Here is a 23377-nt window from a genome sequence, read left to right on the forward strand (position 1 = left end):
GCAATAATGAAACAAGCAAAAATGGTAATCGATAAAGAATACAGGATTTCTGATATTGATGATCGAATTTACGGATCTTTTATTGAACATCTCGGTCGGGCAGTTTATGGAGGGATATATGAGCCAAGGCACCCTGAGGCAGATGAGCAGGGGTTCAGGAAGGATGTACTTGAATTAGTAAAAGGACTAAATGTGCCAATCGTCCGTTACCCTGGTGGGAACATGGTTTCTGCATATAATTGGGAAGATGGGGTAGGCCCGAAAGATAGGCGTCCTAACCGTCTGGAGCTTGCCTGGCGTGTTATTGAAACCAATGAGTTTGGAACGAATGAATTTGCAGACTGGGCAAAAAAAGCAGGATCAGAAGTAATGATGGCAGTCAATCTTGGAACACGAGGCATTGATGCAGCAAGGAATCTTCTTGAATACTGCAACCATCCGGGAGGCACATACTGGAGCGACCTGAGAAAGCAGCATGGATATGATCAGCCTCATAATATTAAAACATGGTGTTTAGGAAATGAAATGGACGGTCCTTGGCAGGTTGGCCAGAAGACTCCTGAAGAGTACGGCCGTCTTGCAAAAGAAACGGCAAAAGCGATGAGATTGGTTGATCCTGAAATTGAACTTGTTTCCTGCGGCAGCTCGAATTCAAGCATGCCTACATTCCCTGAATGGGAAGCAACTACATTAGACCATACGTATCAGGAAGCGGATTACGTATCTCTTCATCAATATTTTGGAAACCGAGATAATGATTCCCAAAATTACTTAGCAAACACAATGGAACTAGATCGGTTTATTAATACGGTCATTTCCATATGCGACTATATAAAAGCGAAAAAGCGCAGCAGGAAAAAGATGATGCTCAGCTTTGACGAATGGAACGTATGGTACCATTCCAATAATCAGGATAAAGAAATTGAACCATGGACAGTAGCTCCTCCTCAGCTGGAAGACGTTTATAACTTTGAAGATGCGCTCCTTGTAGGAAGTATTTTAATCACATTCTTAAAACATGCGGACCGTGTGAAAATGGCTTGTATGGCTCAGCTCGTAAACGTCATCGCACCAATTATGACAGATAATATGGGAGCTACATGGAAGCAGACCATTTACTACCCGTACATGCATGCATCCGTATTCGGGCGTGGCACATCACTTCATCCAGTGGTATCTTCACCGAAGTTTGATACGAAGGACTTTACTGATGTTCCTTATCTGGACAGTGCTGTTGTATACAGTGAAGAGCAGGAAGAAGTAACAATCTTTGCTCTTAACAGGCATATCAAGGAAGATCTGAAACTTGATATTAATGTGAGCGGATTTGAAGGCTACCGAATACAGGAGCATATTGTTTTGGAAAACAGTGATCTAAAGACAGTTAACACTTCGCTGCACCAGCCTGTAAAACCACATACAAACGGTAAGTCGGAATTAAGAGACGGGTATGTGGAAGCTGTGCTTGGAAAGGCTTCCTGGAATGTTATCCGCCTGAAGAAAAATAAATAGCTTACTAGAGAATAGATGAAAAAAAGGAGCGGAAGAACAATGGACAACACGTTACAGTATAACAACCCAATAATCGAGCAGCGAGCCGATCCGTGGGTGTATAAGCATGAAGATGGATATTATTACTTCACTGGATCAGTACCTGAATATGATCGTATTGAAGTAAGGAGAGCTAAAACCATTGAGGGGCTGAGAGACGCGGAACCGGTAACTGTGTGGCGCAAGTTTGAAACGGGCCCGCTAAGTGCCAATATCTGGGCTCCAGAAATTCATTATATTGACAGTAAATGGTATGTCTATTTTGCAGCTGCAAGAACAACGGAAACAAGGGACGGTTTGTTTGACCACAGAATGTTCGCGCTGGAATGTGACGCTGCCAACCCTCTTGAAGGTAACTGGACAGAAAAAGGCCAGGTTAAATCTAAATGGGAAACTTTCTGCCTTGATGCAACTTCTTTTGAACACCGGGGTGTCCGCTATTATGTATGGGCACAGAAAGACCCTGATATTGAAGGAAACTCAAATCTATATATTGCAGAAATGGAAAATCCGTGGACACTAAAGGAAAAACAAGTCATGATCTCTACACCGGAATATGACTGGGAGAAGATAGGTTTTTATGTAAACGAAGGAGCCGCAGTTATTAAAAGAAACGGCAAGATATTTATGACCTTCTCAGGAAGTGCTACAGATTTTAACTATTGCATGGGACTGCTGTATGCAGACGAGGACGCAGATCTGATGAATCCGGACTCCTGGAAGAAGCTTGATCATCCTGTGTTTCAAACAAGTGAAAAAACTGGCCAGTATGGACCTGGCCATAACAGCTTTACTGTTAGTGAAGATGGAGAAACGGATGTATTAATCTATCACGGCCGAAATTATAAGGAGATTGAGGGGGACCCTCTTTATGATCCGAACCGTCATACACGTGCACAAGTAATCACTTGGGATGAAGATGGTTTTCCGGTATTTGGGGAACCAGCGCCTGATGCTTAAATCAGGCTTTCTTTTTCAATGAATACGTCCGTACAAGTTGAGGATGTGAGACAGGTGAAGCGTATGAGTTTCATAAAATACTAGGTTAACCATTTAAGAAATGCTGTAAGAGAGGGGAAAAAACATGTCTTTAGAAGCATTAAAGCAAGAGGTGTTAGAGGCCAATCTCGCTCTTCCTGAGCATAATCTCGTTACATTTACATGGGGGAATGTGAGCGGGATTGACAGAGAAAAGGGCCTTGTAGTCATTAAGCCAAGCGGAGTGGAGTATGACCAATTAAAAGCTGAAGATCTGGTGGTAGTCGATTTAGAAGGACATATTGTGGAAGGGAACTTAAAGCCCTCCTCTGATACGCCGACACATTTGTATTTATATAGACATTTCAAGGATATTGGGGGGATTGTCCACACTCATTCACCATGGGCAACAAGCTGGTCACAGGCAGGAAAGGGTATTGAAGCACTTGGAACTACCCATGGGGATTATTACTACGGAACCATTCCTTGTACAAGGAGGATGACTGAAGAAGAAATCCAGGGCGAATATGAAAAAGAAACTGGAAAAGTTATTGTGGAAACATTTGAAGAGGCCGGGATTGACCCAAAGTCCATTCCAGGTGTTTTAGTTAACAGCCATGCACCTTTCAATTGGGGAAAGGATCCAAATGATGCGGTGCATAATGCCGTTGTTCTTGAGGAAGTGGCCAAAATGGCTATGGCTACCTATCAAATTAACAGCAGTACCCCGAGGATGGACCAGGAATTACTGGATAAACACTTTTTACGCAAGCACGGCAAGTACGCATATTACGGACAGAACCACGGGTAATGGAGGGGAAAAAATGAGCAAATATGCAATAGGCGTTGATTACGGAACACAATCAGGGAGAGCAGTACTTGTATCCCTGGAAAACGGGGTAGAGATCGCAGATCATGTAACACCGTATACACACGGGGTTATGGATACAACGCTACCAAACAAAGAAATAAAACTTGGATACGAATGGGCACTGCAGCATCCTCAGGATTATATTGAAGTAATTGAACGGTCAGTTCCAAGGGTACTGGAACAATCAAGTGTTAAGCCCGAGGATGTTGTTGGAATTGGCATCGACTTTACAGCTTGTACTATGCTTCTTATAGATGAGCAGGGAGTGCCTCTTTGCTTAAAAGAGGAACATCGCAATGATCCGCACAGTTGGGTAAAACTGTGGAAGCATCATGCGGCACAGAAGCATGCGAATGAGATGAATACGATTGCACAAGAACGAGGCGAGAAGTTCCTCCCTCGATACGGCGGAAAGCTTTCTTCCGAATGGATGCTTGCTAAAGCGTATCAAATACTTGAGGAAGCGCCCCATATATACGAAGAGGCTGACAAGTTCGTTGAAGCAACAGACTGGGTAATTATGCAATTATCAGGAACATTACTGCGAAATAGCTGTACTGCCGGCTATAAAGGACAGTGGCACAAACAGGATGGCTATCCAAACCGTGAATTTTTAAAAGCCGTCAATCCTAAGCTGGAAGACCTTGCAGAAACAAAACTGAGAGGGGATGTAGTTCCTCTGGGGACGTGTGCAGGAGGACTGACTAAAAAAATGGCGGAAGCTACCGGACTTAAAGAGGGGCTCCCGGTTGCAGTAGGAAATGTAGATGCTCATGCCTCTGTTCCGGCATTGGGTGTTGTGGAAGAGGGCAAGATGGTCATGGCCATGGGAACCTCTATCTGCCATATGCTTCTTGGCAAAAAAGAGGTTGAAGTGGAAGGTATTTGCGGTGTTGTAGAGGATGGAATTATCCCTGGATTGTACGGTTATGAGGCGGGACAATCCGCAGTTGGTGATATTTTTGGCTGGTATGTAGATCAAGGAGTGCCAAAATATATTTACGATGAAGCTGTAGCGAATGGAAAAAATGTGCACCAGTATCTAGAAGAAAAGGCTTCTGCACTTAAACCAGGAGAAAGCGGCCTACTTGCATTAGACTGGTGGAATGGAAACAGATCCGTCCTTGTTGATACAGAGTTAAGCGGCATGATGCTGGGTTACACGTTATTAACGAAGCCAGAGGAGGTTTATCGTGCACTGTTGGAGGCTACAGCCTTTGGAACACGAATCATTGTTGATGCGTTCCATGAAAAAGGTGTAGCTGTGAATGAATTATACGCATGTGGCGGACTACCGCAAAAGAATCCGCTGCTTATGCAGATTTATGCAGATGTAACTAATCGTGCCATTAAAGTTGCTGATTCTTCCCAGACGCCAGCACTTGGTGCAGCGATGCTTGGAGCCGTAGCCGCAGGATCAGAAAACGGTGGTTATGACAGTATTCTTGAAGCTGCAAAGAAGATGGGAAGAGTGAAGGATGAAGCTTACACACCTATCCCGGAGAACGTAAAAAAATACGAGAAAATTTATCAGGAATATCTCCGCCTCCATAATTACTTCGGTCGGGGAGAAAATGATGTCATGAAGAGATTAAAGCAACTGCGACTGGATGAGGAAGAATAGATAACTGATACGGAGGAACCTAATCATGGAACTTAGAAAATATAATTTTTGGTTTTTAACAGGCAGCCAGCATTTATACGGAAAAGAGACTTTAGACCAGGTTGAGGACCAGGCAAGGCAGGTCGTGCAAGGGTTAAACCAGTCGGAAATCCCTTATGAGATTGTTTTAAAACCAGTACTCACAACTGCAGATGAAATCAGAAAAGTGATTCTTGACGTAAACAGCAATGAAGAGTGCGCAGGGGTAATCACATGGATGCACACATTTTCACCTGCGAAAATGTGGATAGCAGGGCTGAACCTTCTTCAAAAGCCTATGCTTCACCTTCATACACAGTTTAACCGGGATATACCGTGGGATAATATCGATATGGATTTCATGAACTTAAATCAGGCTGCCCATGGTGATCGTGAGTTTGGTTTTATGGTTTCCAGAATGAATATTGACCGCAAAGTAGTGGTTGGCCACTGGAGTATTCCCGAGGTACAGTCCCGCATAGGAGAATGGATGAAAACCGCTGCAGGGTATGCAGAAAACCGCCATGTAAAGGTTGCGCGCTTTGGTGATAACATGCGCCGTGTCGCTGTAACTGAAGGGGATAAAGTGGAGGCGCAGATTAAATTTGGTTGGACTGTTGACGGTTTTGGTGTAGGGGGTCTGGTAGAATATGTTAATGGTTTTTCCGATCAGGAAGTGGAGCGCTTATTTGAAGAATACGAAAATAAGTATACTATCGGTCAGAATATTAAATCGGACATCGAATTGAAACAATCTGTTCTGGATCAGGCGAGAATAGAATTAGGACTCAAAGCATTTTTAGATGATAACGGATATAATGCCTTTACAACAACGTTTGAGGACCTGCATGGCCTGAAGCAGCTTCCGGGGCTTGCGGCACAGCGTTTAATGGAACAGGGATACGGTTTTGCAGGTGAAGGAGACTGGAAAACAGCGGCTTTCCTGAGAATGATGAAGGTAATGACCGGAAATAAGGATACGACATTTATGGAAGATTACACGTACCATTTTGAACCGGGAAATGAAATGGTACTTGGATCACATATGCTTGAAATTTGTCCTAGTGTGGCCCATGACAAGCCGGAAATCCAGGTGCATCCTCTATCCATCGGCGGAAAAGCAGACCCTGCCCGATTAGTATTCAATGGGATGGGAGGACAGGCGGTAAATGCGAGCCTGGTGGATATGGGCAGCAGATTCCGTCTAATTATCAGTGAAGTGGACAGTGTGGTACCAATGCATGAGACACCTAACCTACCTGTAGCTAAACTCCTTTGGAAGCCTCAGCCATCACTTGCTACAGCAACAGAGGCGTGGATCTATGCAGGAGGAGCACACCACACAGTTCTCTCATTTTCCGCTACAAAAGACCAGCTGCTGGACTGGGCAGGAATGTCAGGAATCGAAGCTGTAGTTATTAATAAAGATACGAACCTCCATCAGTTTAAAAACGAACTGAAGTGGAATGAAGTGGTCTGGAAGGCTTAATCGGTAATGTAGTAATGAAACAGATTATTCCACAGGATATATCACTTGCCTGGTTTCGCGTGATATAATAGTTGTACGTATGAGTTGAGGATGCGAGGTGCCTTATGGAGACGAAGTATAATTACGTCAAAAACAAAATAAAATCAAAAATTTTACAGGGGTTCATTCAGCCGCACCAGAAGATTGGTTCTGAAAGTGAACTTATGAAGGAGTACCGGGTGAGCCGGCACACCATTCGCAAAGCGATTGACGACCTGGCTAATGATGGATGGGTATATAAAAATCAGGGTGCCGGCACTTTCTGCGCAGACCGTACAAATTACCAGACAACCTCTGTTAACCGCGCGAAAAATATAGCTGTTATTACTACTTATTTTTCCGATTATATCTTTCCTACCATCATTCGAGGGGCGGAAGGATATTTAAGTGAACATGGCTACCAGGTAACAGTTTTCAGCACGAATAATGACCATGAACAAGAACGCCGCTGCCTAGAAGCCGTTCTTTCCCAGCAGTTTGACGGTGTCATTGTGGAGCCAACGAAAAGTGCGCTGCCTAACCCGAATATTAATTACTATTTAAATATTGAGCGGGTAGGGATTCCATATGTTATGATTCACGCCTATTATGATGAGCTAGAACCAACCCATGTAGTGATGGATGATGTGGAAGGCGGTAGGATCCAGACTAAGCACTTAATTGAACAGGGACATGAGCATATTCTCGGATTTTTTAAGAATGATGATATACAGGGTACGAAGCGGATGAAAGGGTTTATTAAAGCTCACCGTGAGAGCCGTCTGCCGCTCAGCCCGCAAAATATAATCACATACACGACGGAAGCCAGGGATTCCGTTCCAAAGCAGGCATTAAGAAAAAAGCTGGAGGAAGGAAAGGATCTGCCAACTGCTATTGTTTGTTATAACGATCAGCTTGCTCTCCTGCTTCTGGATGTGATCAGAGAAATGGAATTAAAGGTGCCGGAGGACATTTCCATTACTGGTTATGATAATTCCTTCTTATCTGTTGCCTCAGAAGTGAAGCTCACAACAATCAAGCACCCGCAGGATAATATGGGTATTGAGGCAGGGAAGATCATTCTGGAGCTTATTGAGCAGAAACAGGATCCTTCTGTGAATAAAATAGTGAACCCTGTTGTCTTTCAGCCGGAACTTATAGTACGAAACTCAACCAGTAGGGCTGGTGTTAAAGAGGTGAACTGATTTGGAATCGTTTAATCTATGGTACGGAAAACACAGGGAAGCATGCACGTGCGGGTCAGAGCATCACCTTGCTGTTACGGAACGATTTGAAATTGGAGACGAAGCATTTCTTTTGCTTCGCTCTTTTTTATCAGAAAAAAACTATAAAAATGTATTGCTTGTCTATGATGAAAATACTTGGGAGGTAGCAGGCGCAAAGGTTTTCTCATTGCTTAACGGAAGCGGATTTCATGTAAAAGGCTCCAAAATCCCGGCCAATAACCAGGGAGATGTTATCGCAAACGAAGAGTCCATTGTCCATGCCCTGCTTGCTGCAAGTGAAGAGACAGAAGTTTTCATTGCGGTGGGAGCAGGAACCATTCATGATATAACCCGTTTTGTCAGCTATAAAATGGGATTGCCGTTTATTTCTGTTCCTACGGCTCCGTCCGTAGATGGATTTAATTCAAAGGGAGCGCCTATTGTGGTGAGGAAAAAGAAAGTCACTTTTCAAACGCATGCTCCTGTAGGTTTGTTCGCAGATACAAAAGTACTTTGCAATGCTCCTCAGGAAATGGTGGCGGCAGGTTTCGGAGATATGCTAGGTAAATATACTTCCCTTGCAGACTGGCGATTTGGACATCTCACAGGGGGTGAACCCTATTGTGAGGCAGCTGCCAAAATGACTGAAGAAGCACTGGAGGCATGTATAGGGCATGCTCGCTTAATCGCAGAAAAGAACGAAAAAGGTATTATTGAGCTGATGAATGCTTTAATAATGTCCGGCTTAGCCATGTCACTCTTCGGCCATTCACATCCTGCATCCGGCGGTGAGCATCACCTGTCCCATTATTGGGAAATGAAATTCCTGGAAGAAGACCGTAAGCAGCTTCTTCATGGGGAGAAAGTGGGAGTATCCTGCGCTCTAATTGCTGATTTTTATAAGGAAGAGAAAGAAAAGCTTTTAGAAGCTTCCTCCGAGGACGCTGCGAAGCAGATAGAAAAGATTCTAGCATGGATCCCGGAAGGCAATGTACTTAGAAAATATTTAAAGCAAATAGGAGGCAGCGCCACCTTAGAAGATATCGGGATTGAAGAATCTTTAATTAATGAAAGTCTCGCCAGTGCACATTCAATCCGTGACCGGAAGACAATGCTCAGATATCTAAATGAATCCAAAATGCGAACGGTGTAATTCACCGTTCGCATTTCTAGTCTGTTAAGCTACCATTTTGGACCATTAGGGTACGGGCAAAGTTTATCTGGCTGTGATGCTGTATAGTAAACAATATACCCTGAATGTTTGCAAGTATTTCCGTATAAAAGAGAGGGGCACTTCATACAGTTTTCTAAACGCTCTTCCATAATTTCCTCTGTAACTTCTACAGTTTCCTGGATGTAATCAGCCGGGTATATGGTCGTTTCTATTCCGCAGCTTTTACATGTTCTCAATGGGGGTGTCCCTCCTTTAATTCGTGGTTGAAATAAATTATGGGGCTAAGATTTTCATTTTTTAAAATGAAATAGCTCTTTCGTGGATAGAATCCAATTTTTCGCCGATTACACACCCAGCTAGATAGATTTAAATAATTCTTATCTAAGCGTGATAATGGAAACAGACTTTGAAGGAAGCTTTACTGTCAGTTCCTCCTCATTAATCTTAATATTTTTTAACGTTTCAGGCTTTACATTGTCTGGATTTTCAAATGTATTATGTGCGTTTGTCCCGGAGGCGGTTAGTACACGACCGTAAGCCTCACTAATCCCTTCTTTTAATCCTCGAAGTGATATGTTTAGGGATGCTTCCTTATTAGGATCAATATTACAAAAACTAATGTTAACTTCTCCAGCCTCATTTTTTGACGCTGATACACTAAGCTGAGGCAGGCTATCATCTTCAAACAAATAATCCTCAGAAGAAATTGATACAGGCAGATGCCGGGCATCATGGTGGACTTTATACATCTCAAAGACATGGTATGTGGGGGTCAAAATCAAATTTTCCCCCTCTGTTAGTATCATCGCCTGAAGCACGTTTACCGTCTGTGCTATATTTGCCATTTGAACACGTTCATGGTGCGCGTGGAAAATATGAAAATGAAGCCCGGCTACTAATGCATCACGTATAGTATTTTGCTGGTAGAGAAAGCCTGGGTTCGTTCCTGTTTCTACATCAAACCAGGTTCCCCATTCATCCACAATGAGGGCAACCTTTTTTTCTGGATCGTACTGGTCCATAATCGCAGAATGTTTTGTTATAAGTTCATCAATATGTGCAGCTTTTTTCATAGTGATAAACCATTCACTCTCTCTTGGGTCAGTTGCAGAACCTTTTCCTTTCCAGAAGTGACCGGGGATAGTGTAATAGTGAAGGCTCAGCCCATTCATGAATTCTCCGCTTTCACGCATGAGAACTTCGGTCCAGTGGTAATCATCAATATTAGCACCGCCGGCAATTTTATAAATTTTATTATCCCCGTAATTCCTCACATATGTCTGATAGCGGCGGTAAAGATCAGAGTAGTATTCAGGGCGCATGTTTCCGCCGCAGCCCCAGTTTTCATTGCCGACTCCGAAATATTTTAAATGCCATGGCTCTTCACGGCCATTTTCCTTTCGCAAGTTAGTCATTGGAGACTCGCCGTTAAAGGTCATGTACTCGACCCACTCCTGCATCTCCTGGACGGTCCCGCTTCCTACATTTCCACAAATATATGGTTCAGTGTTAAGCATCTCGCACAGCATCATAAATTCATGTGTGCCGAAATGATTGTTTTCTACGACACCGCCCCAATGAGTGTTGACCATTTTTTTACGGTTCTCCCGGGGGCCGATTCCGTCCTTCCAGTGGTATTCATCCGCAAAACAGCCGCCAGGCCAGCGGAGAACAGGGATATTAATATTTTTCAGAGCTTTTGTCACATCGTTGCGTATGCCATTTGTGTTTGGAATCTCTGAATCTTCTCCCACCCAGAAACCTTCGTAAATACAGCGGCCTAAATGTTCTGAAAAATGTCCGTAAATATTTTTGTTAATTGTTCCTTCGGGAGTATCAGTATTAATAATAAGATGATGATTTGCCATGTGTAATCCTCCAGTGATTTTACTTTTTGTATGAGTTTACTCCTTCGATTAGGCATCAAAATTTAAACAACGATTTCTTCTAACAACATGTAGTTTTCGCAAGTAACGTGGTAAATCGCTAGCAAAAAAACTGCACTATGGTAAGTAAACAGGCATTTCGTAAGAATGCTGGTTTCGTAAATTAACTCTGCATTAAAAAACTACTAGTTACGTAAGTTATCCAGCACATTGCAGTTAATAGCTTACGAGGTGAATCGGATGAAACCACCTTTTGCCTGGATATTAATCGGCCGAACGGTTCTCAATCTGCTGTTTTGCTTTTTCAAGTGCTTCCTTGGCGCTTGTTGATCCTTGGCGCAATACTTCATTAAATACATTAGTGGTCAGTTCATCAGTAACAGAAGGTGTTCTTTCAGTAATATTGATGGGATTAATTTCTTCCCGAAGTTCAACGAGAATTTCAAAAATATCATCATGGAAATACTGGAAATATTCATTATCCTCTGACATAGCCTCACTTTCCCATACATCCCAGCGAGGAGGGTCAAAACCAAGTATCTTCCAGAGGTCAATATTTCCTTCCTCAGAAAGCTTGGCATAAGCAAGAAACTCTTTTGCCAGTTCAGCATCCTCCGCCTGATTAGTTACTACTGTCCCGGTTCCGCCCATGCCGGCAGAACGATTGCCGTCTTCTTCCCAGGCTGGCAGCGGACGGATTTGAATTTTGCCTTCAAGGTCTTCCATATAATCTAAGAAGCGGCTCATATACCACAATGGCATCATGACAGAAGCGGCACCGCCATCGTTCATATAGCCAAAATATTCTTCCGCAGCATGCATACCTCCTGGCGCAATCTCAGCAATACCACGCTCGTGGATCAGCTCCTGCATAAAATCCAATGTCTGAATATTAATTTCATTATCTAAAATAAGATTTCCTTGGTCATCAATAAAGTCAGAATCTTGCTGGCTAAGCATAGACCAGTAAACAAATACATCTTCCGTTTCAAACGTTGTCATCATGGCATCTGTGTTTTCAACGACCTTTTCACCAGCTTCCACATAATCATTCCACGTTTCAATGGAGTCAATGTCTACACCGGCCTCGTTCATGATTTCTTCGTTGTAGTACATGACAGTTGCTCCAACGTGAGTGGGCATACCATAATACTGGCCGTCCTTAGAATAGATTTCAAATCGGGAGTCAATGAAGTTATCACGTACTGGTTCAACATAATCATTCATTGGCTCCAGTTGAGGTTGGCCCTGGAGGTAATCCGGGAAACGGTTAAGTTCAATATCAACTATGTCTGGCGCACCGCTGCCTGACTGGAGTGCCATGAGTAAATTATTATGCATTTGGTCATAAGGGTACACTTCTGCCTTCAATGTTATAGGTCTGTCAGGAAATTCTTCATTCCACCTAGTGATAGCGTTTTCAAAAATCCGGGTGTGCATCTGAGCAAATGTCCAGAAGGATAATTCCGTAGCTCCTTCCACATCCTCTCCAATGGTGATAGTCTCTTTCGCATCACTACCAAAATTTCCACAAGCAGTAAGTAACATTAGCATGAAAGCTGAACACAATAGAAAATTCTTGTTCATTGGTTTCCTCCTCTGGTCGATTTGTATGGATATCATTCGGAATAATAGATTTTTTTATAAATTGGTCCGAACAATATGCATTTATAATTATAGACATTTATGTTTAAGCAATTCAATACATTTTTTAGAATATTATGATAATGCACAGTTAATTTAATAATAATCCGTACAGATACACTATAAAAAGCTTGATATATAAGGGTTTAAAATATAAGTCAATTTAACTTTACAGAAAATTAAGACATATGTACTATTTTTAGGAATATCAAATATTTTATTAACTTATACGCATAAGTGTGAGGTATAATAGTTTTGAATTTGAAAAGGAGGTGAATTAGGTTTGTTCTGAAAGCCCTTACAATATATTTAGGAGGTAAAACTGTGAACAAACAAAAATGGTTGATAGGTTCTGGATTGGCTGCAATATTCTCAGTAGTATTAGTTTTTTCACTAACTTCTCTATCTTTTGCCAATGGGGAAAATGATGATGAGCGGAATGGCCATAATGGAAACGGAAAGGGAAAACCCCCTGAAGGTGTTCTCCAGATGTATGGTGAAACAGGGGAATATATCCCCGGAGAAGTAGATGATCCGGTTCATGATCCGGCAATTGTTCGTGACGGTAACACATATTATGTATTTTCCACTGGGATTTTACGTAATCCAGGTGACCCAGGCGGTATATTTATCAGAAAATCTGAGGGTACATTGGAAGGGCCTTGGGAATCAATTGGTGAAATCACCCCTCCTGACTGGGTGTATGATTATTCTCCATCTCATTTATGGGCTCCCCAGGTTGTGAAAAATGGTGATAGATTTTACTTATACTATGCTGTATCGTCCTTCGGCTCAAATAATTCAGCTATAGGTGTTGCCAGCACAAAAACTCCAGGGGATCCGGACAGCTGGGAAGACCACGGACCTGTTGTAACTTCTCAGCGGGGTCAGGAAAATTATAATGCCATTGATCCTCATGTTTTTAAAGCGGAAGGAAAATGGTGGATGGTTTTTGGATCCCACTTCAGCGGAATAAAACTACAGCAAATGGATGGCATGACTGATACGGTTGGCGAGGTTTATACGCTGGCAAACCGTCCCGGGATAGCACATAATCCAGTGGAAGCACCAACCATAATAAAAAAAGGGAAGTTTTATTATCTCTTCACCTCATGGGATAGATGCTGTGCGGGAGTTGACAGCACATATAAAATAGCTGTGGGCAGATCTGAGACTGTTACTGGTCCATATGTTGATAAGGATGGAGTCCCACTTGAAGAAGGAGGGGGCACAATCATTCTTGAAAGTGGAGGAAACCAAATCGGCCCAGGCGGCCAGGATATTCTCCAGGCAAATGGAAGAGACTATTTAATTCACCATTACTATGACGGAGATGCTGACGGTGTAATCCGTATGCAAATCCGCACCCTGGAATGGGAAGATAACTGGCCGGAAGCGATAAGATAGTTTTTTCTGCAATTCAGTGAATGATGGACAATAAAAGCCGCATACTTATTGCGGCCTTTTTTGTACTATAAGCTATGAGTAGGTGGAGGTAGAAATAATAGGAGGAATTTCTAAGTGATGCTATCAGGTTTGCGGAATATATATACGAGGTGTTTGGCAGCGCTCCGCGAAAAATAAATGGTTATGGTAGGCCTCAGGAAATTGAGCTTGCGCTTATAAAGCTGTATTCTAAAGAAGAAAAGTTTCTGGAGCTCAGTTGGATAAACCGCGGTACCAAAGGTCCATATATTTACCGCATGGAAGAAACTGATAAAGGAGATGAATTCATCAATCAGAAATTGAGCAAGCGCAGAGTTTAAGGAAATAAAACAGCCTGTTGCTTCTGTCTTTAAGGACGTCCCTGTAATTAAGAGTGAAATAACAGGCTTGTCTCAGATAATTGGATACCTGCTCAGTTTTATACTTATAAGTACCTGGGCCGCTATGAAAGAGCCGCTGTGGGCAAACACTGGATCAGGCAAAGAAATTAAGGAGGGGAAGCCACATGGATAAGCACACTCGCGCTGTATTTTTTGACCTGGATGATACACTTTATGACCAGCTCCTCCCATTTGCCAGGGCAATTAAACAGGAATCACTGGATATTGGAACAAATAATATAGAAGAAATTTTTAAAAGCTCCAGAAAAGCCAGTGATTTACTTTGGGAGGAATACAAGAAGGGAAATCTTAGTCTTGATGGCTTGCGCAGGGAGAGGCTCATACGTTCTTTCAGGGAGTACGGCATTACCCTGACACGTTCTCAGGCTAGCGGTATCCAGGAAAGCTACGAGAAATACCAGGGAGAAATATCCCTATTTCCTAGTGTGAAAAAGGCTGTTAAGCTCTTAAAAGATAATCATATTATCTGCGGAATTATCACTAACGGTCCAGTACAGCATCAAAAACGAAAGATTGAAGCCCTGAAACTGAGTGAGTTAATTTCTGATGAGTATATATTTGTTTCTGACGGGATAGGTTTTGCTAAGCCGGATAAAAATATCTTTTCTTATGTGAGCAAACGTATTAATATACCGGCAAATCAATCTGTTTACATAGGGGATTCGTGGGAAAACGATGTAGTGCCAGCTTATGAAGCTGGTTGGACTCCGGTATGGTACAACTACCGGCATAGAAAGGGTGGCACAGGTAAAGAACCTGAAATCATCGATGATTATGGGCGCCTTATTAGTTATTTAAAAGAAAAAATAAGTTGAAACACAGCAAAAAAACCAAGGTTTGTAGGTGAGCTAAATGAACATAACTAGTGAAAAATTCGACCAGATTGGCGGGAAAGATGTTACGGCTTATACATTAAAAAATTCAAATGGTATTAGTATGACGTGTATAAACTATGGCTGTATTATTACTAAATTAATAACTCCTGATAAAGAGGGTAACTTTGAAAATATTGTATTAGGTTTCGACAGTCTGAAAGACTATCATAATTATTCTTCTTATTTCGGAGCTGTGGTAGGGCGAGTAGCAGGCAGAATTAAGGACGGAGAATTTGAGCTTGATGGAAAAAAATATAAACTGGCAAAAAACGATGGGAATAATCACCTCCATGGGGGAGAGCGGGGATTTGATCAAGTTATCTGGAACGCAACTCCATTCAAGGCAGAGGGTAAAGTGGGTGTTGAATTTACTTACCTGAGCCCGGATGGGGAAGAAGGGTACCCTGGAAACCTGGAACTTTCCGTAACGTATGAACTGAATAATAGCGATGAGCTAACTATTTTCTACGGGGCATTCACCGATAAGAAGACAATAGTTAATATTACGAACCATTCTTATTTCAACCTCAGCGGCAACCTGAAGTGCCATATACTGAATCATAAGCTCCAGATAGAGAGTGACGAATTTTTAGAATTAAATAACGACCTGCTCCCTACCGGTAAGTTTATACGAGTGGACAATACTGTTTTCGATTTCAGAAAGGGCAGGGAAATAGTGGAAGGTGCGCAATCAGCAGACCCGCAGAATGTTCTTGCCGGGAATGGCTATGACCATCCTTTCCTCCTTCGGGAAGATTCATCCGGAGTTAAGATTGTCCTGAAAGATTCTCAAAGCGGCAGAATGCTTAGGATGGAGACAAATGAACCATGCGTTGTGCTTTATACGGGTAATCAGCTGACTGACAACTTTGAGATAAGGGGAGTACGTTCTAAAAAGTATGGTGCCCTTTGCCTGGAGACACAAGGGCTTCCCGATGCTGTAAACCACGAAAACTTCAAGTCTATTGTTTTAGAGAAAGGCCAGGAGTATAGCAGGTATACGAAATATAAGTTTAGCGTATAGAAGCGGACATTAGCGAAAATTAACGAGAAGAATACGAATCAATTCATTAGAAGAGTCAGTGACTCTTCTTTTTTATTTGGCCTTTTTTTAGATACGGAAGAGAGCTTATTCTTTTCATATAGAGACCCTGCAAATAAAGATGATATAGTAGCGATAAGTGGTAAATCTAGTGGCGAATAGCAACCTTTTGGTCTGGTGGTTTAGTAAGACTTTTTGAGTGGTCTCGTTGAGTAAGAGCTTTTGGTCATAAATAAACACCTCTCACAACAAGAGGTGCTAAATAATTCATTATTTGTCTTTTGCAAGTTCTTTTCTATTTGGAGCAAGAGGAGGCTCTTCCATCCAATTATTCTTTGTCATTATATTGAACCATTCTTTTGTCACCATTAAGTTTTTCGTGATAATCTTTTCATAAGTTAGTACAAGGTCAGTTCGCATTGCAAAAGCAAGTCCAGCTCCATGATAGGCTTGTGCAGCTTGTAATAAAAAACCAGTATGAAACATCATTAACTTATCTGAAAACGGAGAATCCTGAGAAGTTGTGACTTCTGACTCCCAAGACATTGGTACAGGCAAATTATCTTTCTTTAATATATTGCTAAGTGCTTGAATTTGGTTATTCGAAGTTTTATGCGATGATTCCAGAAATTTTCTTACTTCTTTAGATTGAGCAACTTGACTAAATCCAATAGAAAGAGTTTTCTCTAATATCTTCTTTTTTAAATTAAACGAAAGGCTAATTATTTCAGTTGCAGCTAAAGGTCGTTTATCCCCAAAGTAACCATCTGAATATTTTGGACCTGAAATGAATTCAGGAGTTGCTTCGGGATAAAAGTTAGGGTCTCTTTGAAAATGTCCCTTTTCTAGCAGTAATTCTATCGTTTGGTGATACATTCTTTTTCCGTCATTATCGCAAGAATCATAAAAACATCTTAAATCCTTTCTTACAGAGGCACTTAGTGAAGTCGTGTGTGCCAATAAACCATGTAACGTAATGACGTGTAAATAGTGTAAACAAAATATGTCTGAAAACAATCTTTTTGTTCCTTTATTAAGGTCTGCCTCAGTAAACCCAATGGGTACAGGAAACCCCTCCTTTTCAATAAACGTAATGATCTGTTTCTTCTGCTTTGCAAACATACTTATTGCATCCTCAAATATGGTTCTTATTTTTTTATCTTCTATAATGGATAACATATACCTGTTTATCATATCAACTGCTGTACCATTAACATATTGTCCCCACAAAGTCCCTATTTCGGCAGACGTAAGCTTTAAATCCTCTTTATCCATAAAATCACCTCATAAAATATATATTTCGCTAATTTGGTTAGAAACACAAAAAAACATTTGGGGAAATAAAGGTACAGTAAGTAAACCTGAGAATAAACGAAAAATACCCAACGTATATCCTTCTACATTAAGTGTGGTGTTAAATAATAACAATTGAAATTAGTATCTAACTGGAAAAGAAAATTATACACAGTAACAATGAATAGTAACTAATAACTTCGAAGTCAGTAATCAATAAAAGTGAGGTTTCATTTTTATTAACTAAAGGGGTTATCATTATTAAGAGACATAGCTCTTATGTTTATAAATGGTAGTAATGTTTAATATGAATCGGGTTGCGTGGGTACAACCAAGAATACTATAATAAAGTTAATAAAAAAGTAGGGGGGGAATTAAAGTGGATCATTATTTCGCTTCTTCATCTAAGCTAAGAGAATTTTTTGAAGCTAATAAAAATGATTTTGAAAGTACCTTGTTGGATGAAGCGGTAAACGTTAAAAATAAAATCACTGAAATACTGAAAATCGGTAATATAAATTTAGTTAATAATGCACACCAATTAACGGTTTATATCATTAATAGTGAAGATAATGAACTAAAACGGTTTGCGAAAAAGGAAGGGATAGCCTGGGCCACACATTCTCTAGAATTATCTTTTAAGTTGGAATGGGTACAAGCTATTCGTAGAACTTTATGGACTTTTATACATAAGTATTATGATCTATCTAATCAATATACTAGTAACGATTTTTTTACTCTAGAAGCACAGATAAATACTAGGGTAGACATTTTTTTAAATGAATTCTTTATTAGTTATTCTACATACAAGGATTCTCTGATCCATGCACAAAAAGAATTGGTCGAAAATCTATCAGTTCCAATTATTCCGATCAATAGTCATGTTAGTATTTTGCCATTGATTGGTTCAATTGACATGAATCGTATTTCTATTCTAAAGGAAAAAGTATTGGCAGAGGTTTCTAATTTACGAATTCAAACGTTAATAATGGATCTTTCAGGTCTCGCTAATATGGAACAAGTAGTCATCTCTGAATTTTTGACCGTGATTGATGGAATCTCACTGATGGGCTGCTCAACTGTATTAACAGGATTACGGAAGGAAGTAGCAATAGATATTACGCACTTGGGAATTAAATTCAATTCAGAAACGAAGGTCTTAGGAACGTTGCAACAAGCACTAGGTGAATACCTATAACACCACTAAAGCAGCTAAACGTTTACTGTTGAGACCTGTAAAGTAAGTCAATGATAGGAGAGACAGCCCCTCATATTCTCTCCATCTCCTTGACTTACTCATCTGCAGTACCTAACGTCATTCCACCATCAACTACTATTTCTGTGCCTGTACAATAAGAGCTTTCCTCAGAAGAAAGAAAGGCTACAGCCCGAGCAATTTCAATCGGTTGTCCAATACGTCCGAGTGGTACTGATTCGTAATAAGTAGGTACATCCTTTCCTTGAGTGGCCATATCCGTTTCGATTCCACCAGGATGAACCATATTTACTCGAATTCCTTTAGGACCTAATTCAACAGCTGCGGCTTTGGACATGGCTACCACAGATGCTTTTGTCGTAGAACCCCTGCATTATTCACTAACACATCAAGCTTACCGAATTTATGTAGGACCTGATCAACTGCTGATTTCCATTCTAATTCTTTTGTCTCATCTAACTGAACTGGGAAGGCATGGTCTTCTCCAATCATCTTAGCTACTTCCATTGCATCATCATAGTTCCGAGCACCTACCCCTACCTTAGCCCCTAATGCAGCAAGGTGTTGGGCAATCGCTTTTCCCTGTCCTCTATTAGCTCCGGTAATAAGAATGACGTGATTTTGTAAGTCCGGCATATACCCACTCCTTCATTTATCATACAACCATTAAAACAGAAATATGTAGCAAGAACCAATTAACTAAAACTTGATCTGGTTTTTACTGAGTAAAATTTTCATTATTTATCCAAAATATGTATCTTCTTTGTTATAGTAAGAATACTTAGACCAGGTTACTCTTTAGTGCGCCTCATCATGGATACCATTAGTCATTTACTGTAAGTACAGGCGACTATTAGGGACAAGATGTTTACCATTTTATAAGTGGGGGTGTCATTAAACATGAAATTCAAGCAAATACGGCGTATTGTAATGTGGGTATTACTTGTAATCGGCATCGGCATGATAATCCTTATTCAAATAGTAGAGCGCAATGAATTAACGAATTGGCAAGATCCAATTACGATGATGGTTTGGATGTACCTCATTATTACCTTCATTTATATTTTTTTCTACACCTGGTTCCAACGATGTGGAAATATTTTAAGGGGAACTGATTGAATTTTCGCTGTTCTTTTGTCGTTAAATAGAGAAGCAGGATTATTCAAGAAAATCTTACTGAGGAGGAGCCACTTTATGATGGTTGAAATAATTGGAGAGAAAGTTACTTTAAAAAAGATAACGTCTGAGGATATAAATGAATTGTATTATTGGAAGTTTGAAGAAAAGGAACAAGAAGCAAAGAAGTGGAACGGCCCCTATATTCCTGAAGAGAAAGTAACGAAAGAAGAGTACAGCAAAGATTGGGAGGAAGAGATTTTTCCAGGCATTCCTGATTCTTTAGTCGTAAAGTGCGATGAGAGAGTAGTTGGGTATGTTGGAGCTTATTGGGTGGATCAAAACACTAACTGGCTTGAGACGGGTATCGTGATTTATGACAGTCATTTTTGGAATGGTGGGTATGGTTCAGAAGCCTATAAGCTATGGATTGACTATCTTTTTACCTCCACTTTTATACACAGACTAGGCATGTCAACTTGGTCAGGAAATATACGAATGATAAAGGTAGCAGAGAAATTAGGGATGAAGGAAGAAGCGAGAATAAGAGAAGCAAGAATCGTAGATGGTGAATATTTTGATGCCATTAAGATGGGGATCTTAAGGAAGGAATGGGAAGAGAGATATAAAAAACACTGTTCAATACAGGTAAAGGAAGTGAGGTGAGCTTTATTAGAATTGAATTGAACTATTTCATGCGTTCACATTTTGAACAACTCATACATTGGATTGAAACACCAGAGTTCTTACTTCAATGGGGAGCTCCTACTTTTACTTTTCCATTAGATAAAGAGCAATTAGAAAAGTACCTTAAAGATGCTAACAATGACACTTCCAGTACTAAGATTTATAGCGTTATTGAAAAGGGATCGGGGAAAGTTATAGGGCATATTGCGTTAGGGAACATCGATAGAAAAAACAAATCAGCAAGAGTTGGAAAAGTTTTAGTTGGAGATAAGACTCTAAGGGGAAAAGGGATCGGTCCACAGATGATGTCGGAAATTCTTAAAATCGCATTCAATGAGCTTTTCTTACATAGAGTTAGTCTCGGGGTATTCGATTTTAATACCTCTGCAATTGCTTGTTATGAGAAGTCGGGCTTCATAAAAGAGGGATTTCTTAGAAACGCCAGGAAGAATGGCGAGGAATATTGGAGCTTATGGGAAATGTGTATATTAGATAATGAATGGGTTGAAAAGAATTAAGGGCAGTCTTAATATGCTGAGGAACAGGATATTTAACAATAATTTTATTTATAAAGTTGAATTTAAGGAGGAGAAAAAATGTTCCCAGTTTTAGAGACTGAAAGACTAACATTAAGAGAAATCAAAGAAGAAGATGCACCAACTATCTTTGATTGTTTTTCTATCGATGAGGTTATACGCTTTTATGGTCAGGAACCATTAAGGGATATCGCGCAGGCTAAACAGTTAGTTGAATTCTTCGCTACTAACTATAAAGAAAAAAGAGGGATACGCTGGGGAATTGAGCTGAAAGGAACACATTCATTAATAGGTACAGTTGGCTTCAACGGATGGATACCTAAACACAAGCGTGCTGAAATAGGTTATGAAATTCATCCAAAGTATTGGAGGAAGGGCTATACGACAGAAGCAGTATTAAAGGTACTCTCATACGGCTTTGAAGTTATGGAATTAACTCGAATAGGTGCAGTTGTATTTTTAGAAAATGGAGCATCCAATAAATTACTTACTAAAGTAGGGTTTCAAAAAGAAGGCATTCTAAGGGATTATATGTACCAAAATGATAAGGCCCACGACACGTATGTTTATTCATTGTTAAGAAAATAATTAATAGTTGAATTTGTGCTTCTCGTGTAGTGTAGCTAACCGGGAGAATCCTCAAATAAGGAAGTATTAATTACTTATATAAACTATAAGCCGAAGTATGCTCCTGTTTATTTTTTAGTTTCTTGAATTCATCGTTTTTATTAATTAAGTATAAATGGGGGAGTACAGTGCCGATTTTAAATGCTTTTGATTTGTACTATTTTGATAAGAATGGTCATTTTCAACAGTTTAATAAGGAAACACGTTGCGTGATTGGTTTATTTGAACATCATTTCCCGCGCTACAAGAATGAACATTTCAAAAAGATCAATATCATGTTTCATAGTAAAGAGTGTGCAGAAACATTAGAAGAATTGAAATCACGCTTAGGCAACCCACTTTGTATTGATGGATTTGGTGAAATTGAAACGGCTTTAAATTTGGATAAATATATAAAATCAGACAGCAAGACCAAAAAGAAACTTACCTTAGAATACCTCGAAATGGGGTTAGAGCCCTTTATTGAACAGTTTCACTTAGAACGTGAATTGTTCATTAACACTTTTAACAAAGTCAGCGAATTAAATTATATAAACGAGGGCATTTGGAAGAAGACCAAGTTAAATCCTTCAAAACAGTTAAGAGCTAAAATACTATGGCAGCATGATATCGATTCCTTTACTGCCATAATGATTATTGAAGATAAAAAGAAAAACGAAATGATGCGTCAAGAACTATTCAAGGAGGTTCCGAGTGAATTCATTTTTGGCTATCATTTTGGAGAGATTGTATGGTTTAACGATAAAGAAGTTGCTTTAAAAGACCGACTAGGTAATCGCGAATGGAGAGTTACTATCTAAATACTTTTCACTTGGTATCATTTCGTTGAGGAACTTCACATAAAGGGGATATAAATTTAATGGTTAATGGAGTAGCTTTTGGAGACTGGATCATGCATTATCTTGTTATAGGACTTATTGTTGCACTTGTCATTTCGATTGCCTTTTTTATGATTAGAAGCTTAGATTTAAATGCACTCGGAAAATATTCAATCATTGGTTTTTCATCAATTATTGTTGTCTTCTTTTTATTGCAGTCTTTTGGTTACAACTTTTTTATCGTTTTCAGTTTCATTGAATGGTCAACAAAATTTGTTCTTCCTTGGATTGTTTTGTATTGGCTGATCCGAGCCATTAAAATAGTAGAGAAAAGAAGATGATATATTGAAGTTTCGTTTATAAATACTGGATACGAAATTAATTTGGAGGGGTTATTTTGACAGTTGAAAAGACTTTAAGGATATGTGAGAAGGGACATAAGTATTATAAAAGTAGTGAGTGTCCTAGTTGCCCAACGTGTGATAAAGGGAATAAGCCTGAAAGTGGCTTCCTCTCGAAACTCAGTTCACCTGCAAGAAATGCATTGATTCACGAAGGGATAAATACGTCGAAAAAACTATCAACATTTACTGAAAAAGAAATCTTGAAAATTCATGGTATTGGACCAGCTTCCTTACCTATTATGAGGACTTTATTAGAAGAAGAAGGGTTATCATTTAAAAAATAAATAAACGACAATATGTAACGTTCTTTACATAACAAATGGTTGCGTTGATTTTACAAGGGTCAGCGCACTTCTTCTTATACTATTGAATCGGAATAATTAAATAATTTCACCTTTACTAATGTAGCATTTAGTAATTAAATAAGGAGATTACAG

At 40.1% G+C, this 23377-nt stretch carries 21 protein-coding genes and 1 pseudogene; 18 read left to right on the forward strand and 4 right to left on the reverse strand.

Annotated elements, in window-relative coordinates; all coding sequences use genetic code 11:
• Positions 1 to 6 precede the first annotated feature (6 nt).
• The 7 genes from arfA to RYX56_RS14810 all read left to right on the forward strand — a co-directional run bounded on the left by arfA (position 7) and on the right by RYX56_RS14810 (position 8928).
• Complete coding sequence (gene arfA, locus RYX56_RS14780) at positions 7 to 1512, forward strand: arabinosylfuranosidase ArfA (RefSeq protein ID WP_317122800.1); 1506 nt, start codon at positions 7 to 9, stop codon at positions 1510 to 1512.
• A 39-nt stretch (positions 1513 to 1551) separates the two neighbouring features.
• Positions 1552 to 2511, forward strand: coding sequence for a glycoside hydrolase family 43 protein (locus RYX56_RS14785; protein WP_317122801.1), 960 nt, complete (start codon positions 1552 to 1554; stop codon positions 2509 to 2511).
• Between the two features lie 124 nt (positions 2512 to 2635).
• On the forward strand, positions 2636 to 3340 hold the full coding sequence (gene araD / locus RYX56_RS14790; RefSeq protein ID WP_317122802.1) for an L-ribulose-5-phosphate 4-epimerase: 705 nt from the start codon (positions 2636 to 2638) through the stop codon (positions 3338 to 3340).
• Between the two features lie 13 nt (positions 3341 to 3353).
• Complete coding sequence (locus RYX56_RS14795; RefSeq protein ID WP_317122803.1) at positions 3354 to 5024, forward strand: ribulokinase; 1671 nt, start codon at positions 3354 to 3356, stop codon at positions 5022 to 5024.
• Positions 5025 to 5046: 22 nt separating this feature from the next.
• Complete coding sequence (gene araA / locus RYX56_RS14800; protein WP_317122852.1) at positions 5047 to 6531, forward strand: L-arabinose isomerase; 1485 nt, start codon at positions 5047 to 5049, stop codon at positions 6529 to 6531.
• 104 nt (positions 6532 to 6635) lie between these two features.
• Positions 6636 to 7754: a GntR family transcriptional regulator gene (locus RYX56_RS14805; RefSeq protein ID WP_317122804.1), complete on the forward strand. Its 1119-nt coding sequence runs from the start codon at positions 6636 to 6638 to the stop codon at positions 7752 to 7754.
• Position 7755: 1 nt separating this feature from the next.
• Positions 7756 to 8928: a sn-glycerol-1-phosphate dehydrogenase gene (locus RYX56_RS14810; RefSeq protein ID WP_317122805.1), complete on the forward strand. Its 1173-nt coding sequence runs from the start codon at positions 7756 to 7758 to the stop codon at positions 8926 to 8928.
• Between the two features lie 398 nt (positions 8929 to 9326).
• Here RYX56_RS14810 and RYX56_RS14815 read toward each other — a convergent pair whose 3' ends face one another.
• Both RYX56_RS14815 and RYX56_RS14820 read right to left on the reverse strand, forming a co-directional pair.
• Complete coding sequence (locus RYX56_RS14815; RefSeq protein ID WP_317122806.1) at positions 9327 to 10817, reverse strand: alpha-N-arabinofuranosidase; 1491 nt, start codon at positions 10815 to 10817, stop codon at positions 9327 to 9329.
• A 282-nt stretch (positions 10818 to 11099) separates the two neighbouring features.
• Complete coding sequence (locus tag RYX56_RS14820) at positions 11100 to 12422, reverse strand: ABC transporter substrate-binding protein (protein WP_317122807.1); 1323 nt, start codon at positions 12420 to 12422, stop codon at positions 11100 to 11102.
• Positions 12423 to 12803: 381 nt separating this feature from the next.
• On the opposite strand from RYX56_RS14820, the gene RYX56_RS14825 reads away from it, so the two are divergent.
• The 3 genes from RYX56_RS14825 to RYX56_RS14835 all read left to right on the forward strand — a co-directional run bounded on the left by RYX56_RS14825 (position 12804) and on the right by RYX56_RS14835 (position 16225).
• Positions 12804 to 13886: an arabinan endo-1,5-alpha-L-arabinosidase gene (locus RYX56_RS14825; RefSeq protein ID WP_317122808.1), complete on the forward strand. Its 1083-nt coding sequence runs from the start codon at positions 12804 to 12806 to the stop codon at positions 13884 to 13886.
• Positions 13887 to 14430: 544 nt separating this feature from the next.
• The gene (locus RYX56_RS14830; RefSeq protein ID WP_317122809.1) at positions 14431 to 15141 is read left to right on the forward strand and encodes an HAD family hydrolase; all 711 of its coding nucleotides are present in this window, start codon (positions 14431 to 14433) and stop codon (positions 15139 to 15141) included.
• A 37-nt stretch (positions 15142 to 15178) separates the two neighbouring features.
• On the forward strand, positions 15179 to 16225 hold the full coding sequence (locus tag RYX56_RS14835; protein WP_317122810.1) for an aldose epimerase family protein: 1047 nt from the start codon (positions 15179 to 15181) through the stop codon (positions 16223 to 16225).
• A 288-nt stretch (positions 16226 to 16513) separates the two neighbouring features.
• Here RYX56_RS14835 and RYX56_RS14840 read toward each other — a convergent pair whose 3' ends face one another.
• Positions 16514 to 17518: a DUF3231 family protein gene (locus RYX56_RS14840; RefSeq protein WP_317122811.1), complete on the reverse strand. Its 1005-nt coding sequence runs from the start codon at positions 17516 to 17518 to the stop codon at positions 16514 to 16516.
• 397 nt (positions 17519 to 17915) lie between these two features.
• On the opposite strand from RYX56_RS14840, the gene RYX56_RS14845 reads away from it, so the two are divergent.
• Positions 17916 to 18734, forward strand: a complete 819-nt coding sequence (locus tag RYX56_RS14845; protein WP_317122812.1) for an STAS domain-containing protein — start codon at positions 17916 to 17918, stop codon at positions 18732 to 18734.
• A gap of 94 nt (positions 18735 to 18828) precedes the next feature.
• On the opposite strand, the pseudogene RYX56_RS14850 reads toward RYX56_RS14845, so the two are convergent.
• Positions 18829 to 19388: pseudogene (locus RYX56_RS14850) on the reverse strand (SDR family NAD(P)-dependent oxidoreductase).
• Positions 19389 to 19652: 264 nt separating this feature from the next.
• On the opposite strand from RYX56_RS14850, the gene RYX56_RS14855 reads away from it, so the two are divergent.
• The 7 genes from RYX56_RS14855 (at position 19653) to RYX56_RS14885 (ending at position 23224) form a co-directional block, all read left to right on the forward strand.
• Positions 19653 to 19871, forward strand: coding sequence for a hypothetical protein (locus RYX56_RS14855; RefSeq protein ID WP_317122813.1), 219 nt, complete (start codon positions 19653 to 19655; stop codon positions 19869 to 19871).
• Between the two features lie 78 nt (positions 19872 to 19949).
• Positions 19950 to 20534: a GNAT family N-acetyltransferase gene (locus RYX56_RS14860; protein WP_317122853.1), complete on the forward strand. Its 585-nt coding sequence runs from the start codon at positions 19950 to 19952 to the stop codon at positions 20532 to 20534.
• Positions 20531 to 21073: a GNAT family N-acetyltransferase gene (locus RYX56_RS14865; RefSeq protein WP_317122814.1), complete on the forward strand. Its 543-nt coding sequence runs from the start codon at positions 20531 to 20533 to the stop codon at positions 21071 to 21073. The genes RYX56_RS14860 and RYX56_RS14865 overlap by 4 nt, the downstream gene beginning before the upstream one ends.
• Positions 21074 to 21151: 78 nt before the next feature.
• Positions 21152 to 21679: a GNAT family N-acetyltransferase gene (locus tag RYX56_RS14870; protein ID WP_317122815.1), complete on the forward strand. Its 528-nt coding sequence runs from the start codon at positions 21152 to 21154 to the stop codon at positions 21677 to 21679.
• Positions 21680 to 21846: 167 nt separating this feature from the next.
• Positions 21847 to 22518, forward strand: a complete 672-nt coding sequence (locus RYX56_RS14875; protein ID WP_317122816.1) for a hypothetical protein — start codon at positions 21847 to 21849, stop codon at positions 22516 to 22518.
• A 59-nt stretch (positions 22519 to 22577) separates the two neighbouring features.
• Positions 22578 to 22877, forward strand: a complete 300-nt coding sequence (locus RYX56_RS14880) for a hypothetical protein (RefSeq protein WP_317122817.1) — start codon at positions 22578 to 22580, stop codon at positions 22875 to 22877.
• 56 nt (positions 22878 to 22933) lie between these two features.
• On the forward strand, positions 22934 to 23224 hold the full coding sequence (locus tag RYX56_RS14885) for an RNA polymerase alpha subunit C-terminal domain-containing protein (protein ID WP_317122818.1): 291 nt from the start codon (positions 22934 to 22936) through the stop codon (positions 23222 to 23224).
• Positions 23225 to 23377: the final 153 nt, after the last annotated feature.

The sequence above is a fragment of the Alkalihalophilus lindianensis genome, assembly GCF_032843265.1.
Lineage (GTDB): Bacteria > Bacillota > Bacilli > Bacillales > Bacillaceae_D > Alkalihalophilus > Alkalihalophilus lindianensis.

Excerpts from the sequence above, each read along its gene's own strand:
- RYX56_RS14835 (WP_317122810.1), top strand. The coding sequence starts at position 15,179 with ATGAACATAACTAGTGAAAAATTCGACCAGATTGGCGGGAAAGATGTT.
- araD (WP_317122802.1), top strand. The coding sequence starts at position 2,636 with ATGTCTTTAGAAGCATTAAAGCAAGAGGTGTTAGAGGCCAATCTCGCT.
- RYX56_RS14870 (WP_317122815.1), top strand. The coding sequence starts at position 21,152 with ATGTTCCCAGTTTTAGAGACTGAAAGACTAACATTAAGAGAAATCAAA.
- RYX56_RS14860 (WP_317122853.1), top strand. The coding sequence starts at position 19,950 with ATGGTTGAAATAATTGGAGAGAAAGTTACTTTAAAAAAGATAACGTCT.
- RYX56_RS14855 (WP_317122813.1), top strand. The coding sequence starts at position 19,653 with ATGAAATTCAAGCAAATACGGCGTATTGTAATGTGGGTATTACTTGTA.
- RYX56_RS14820 (WP_317122807.1), bottom strand. The coding sequence starts at position 12,422 with ATGAACAAGAATTTTCTATTGTGTTCAGCTTTCATGCTAATGTTACTT.
- RYX56_RS14805 (WP_317122804.1), top strand. The coding sequence starts at position 6,636 with ATGGAGACGAAGTATAATTACGTCAAAAACAAAATAAAATCAAAAATT.
- RYX56_RS14840 (WP_317122811.1), bottom strand. The coding sequence starts at position 17,518 with ATGGATAAAGAGGATTTAAAGCTTACGTCTGCCGAAATAGGGACTTTG.
- arfA (WP_317122800.1), top strand. The coding sequence starts at position 7 with ATGAAACAAGCAAAAATGGTAATCGATAAAGAATACAGGATTTCTGAT.
- RYX56_RS14880 (WP_317122817.1), top strand. The coding sequence starts at position 22,578 with ATGGTTAATGGAGTAGCTTTTGGAGACTGGATCATGCATTATCTTGTT.
- RYX56_RS14815 (WP_317122806.1), bottom strand. The coding sequence starts at position 10,817 with ATGGCAAATCATCATCTTATTATTAATACTGATACTCCCGAAGGAACA.
- RYX56_RS14795 (WP_317122803.1), top strand. The coding sequence starts at position 3,354 with ATGAGCAAATATGCAATAGGCGTTGATTACGGAACACAATCAGGGAGA.
- RYX56_RS14785 (WP_317122801.1), top strand. The coding sequence starts at position 1,552 with ATGGACAACACGTTACAGTATAACAACCCAATAATCGAGCAGCGAGCC.
- RYX56_RS14830 (WP_317122809.1), top strand. The coding sequence starts at position 14,431 with ATGGATAAGCACACTCGCGCTGTATTTTTTGACCTGGATGATACACTT.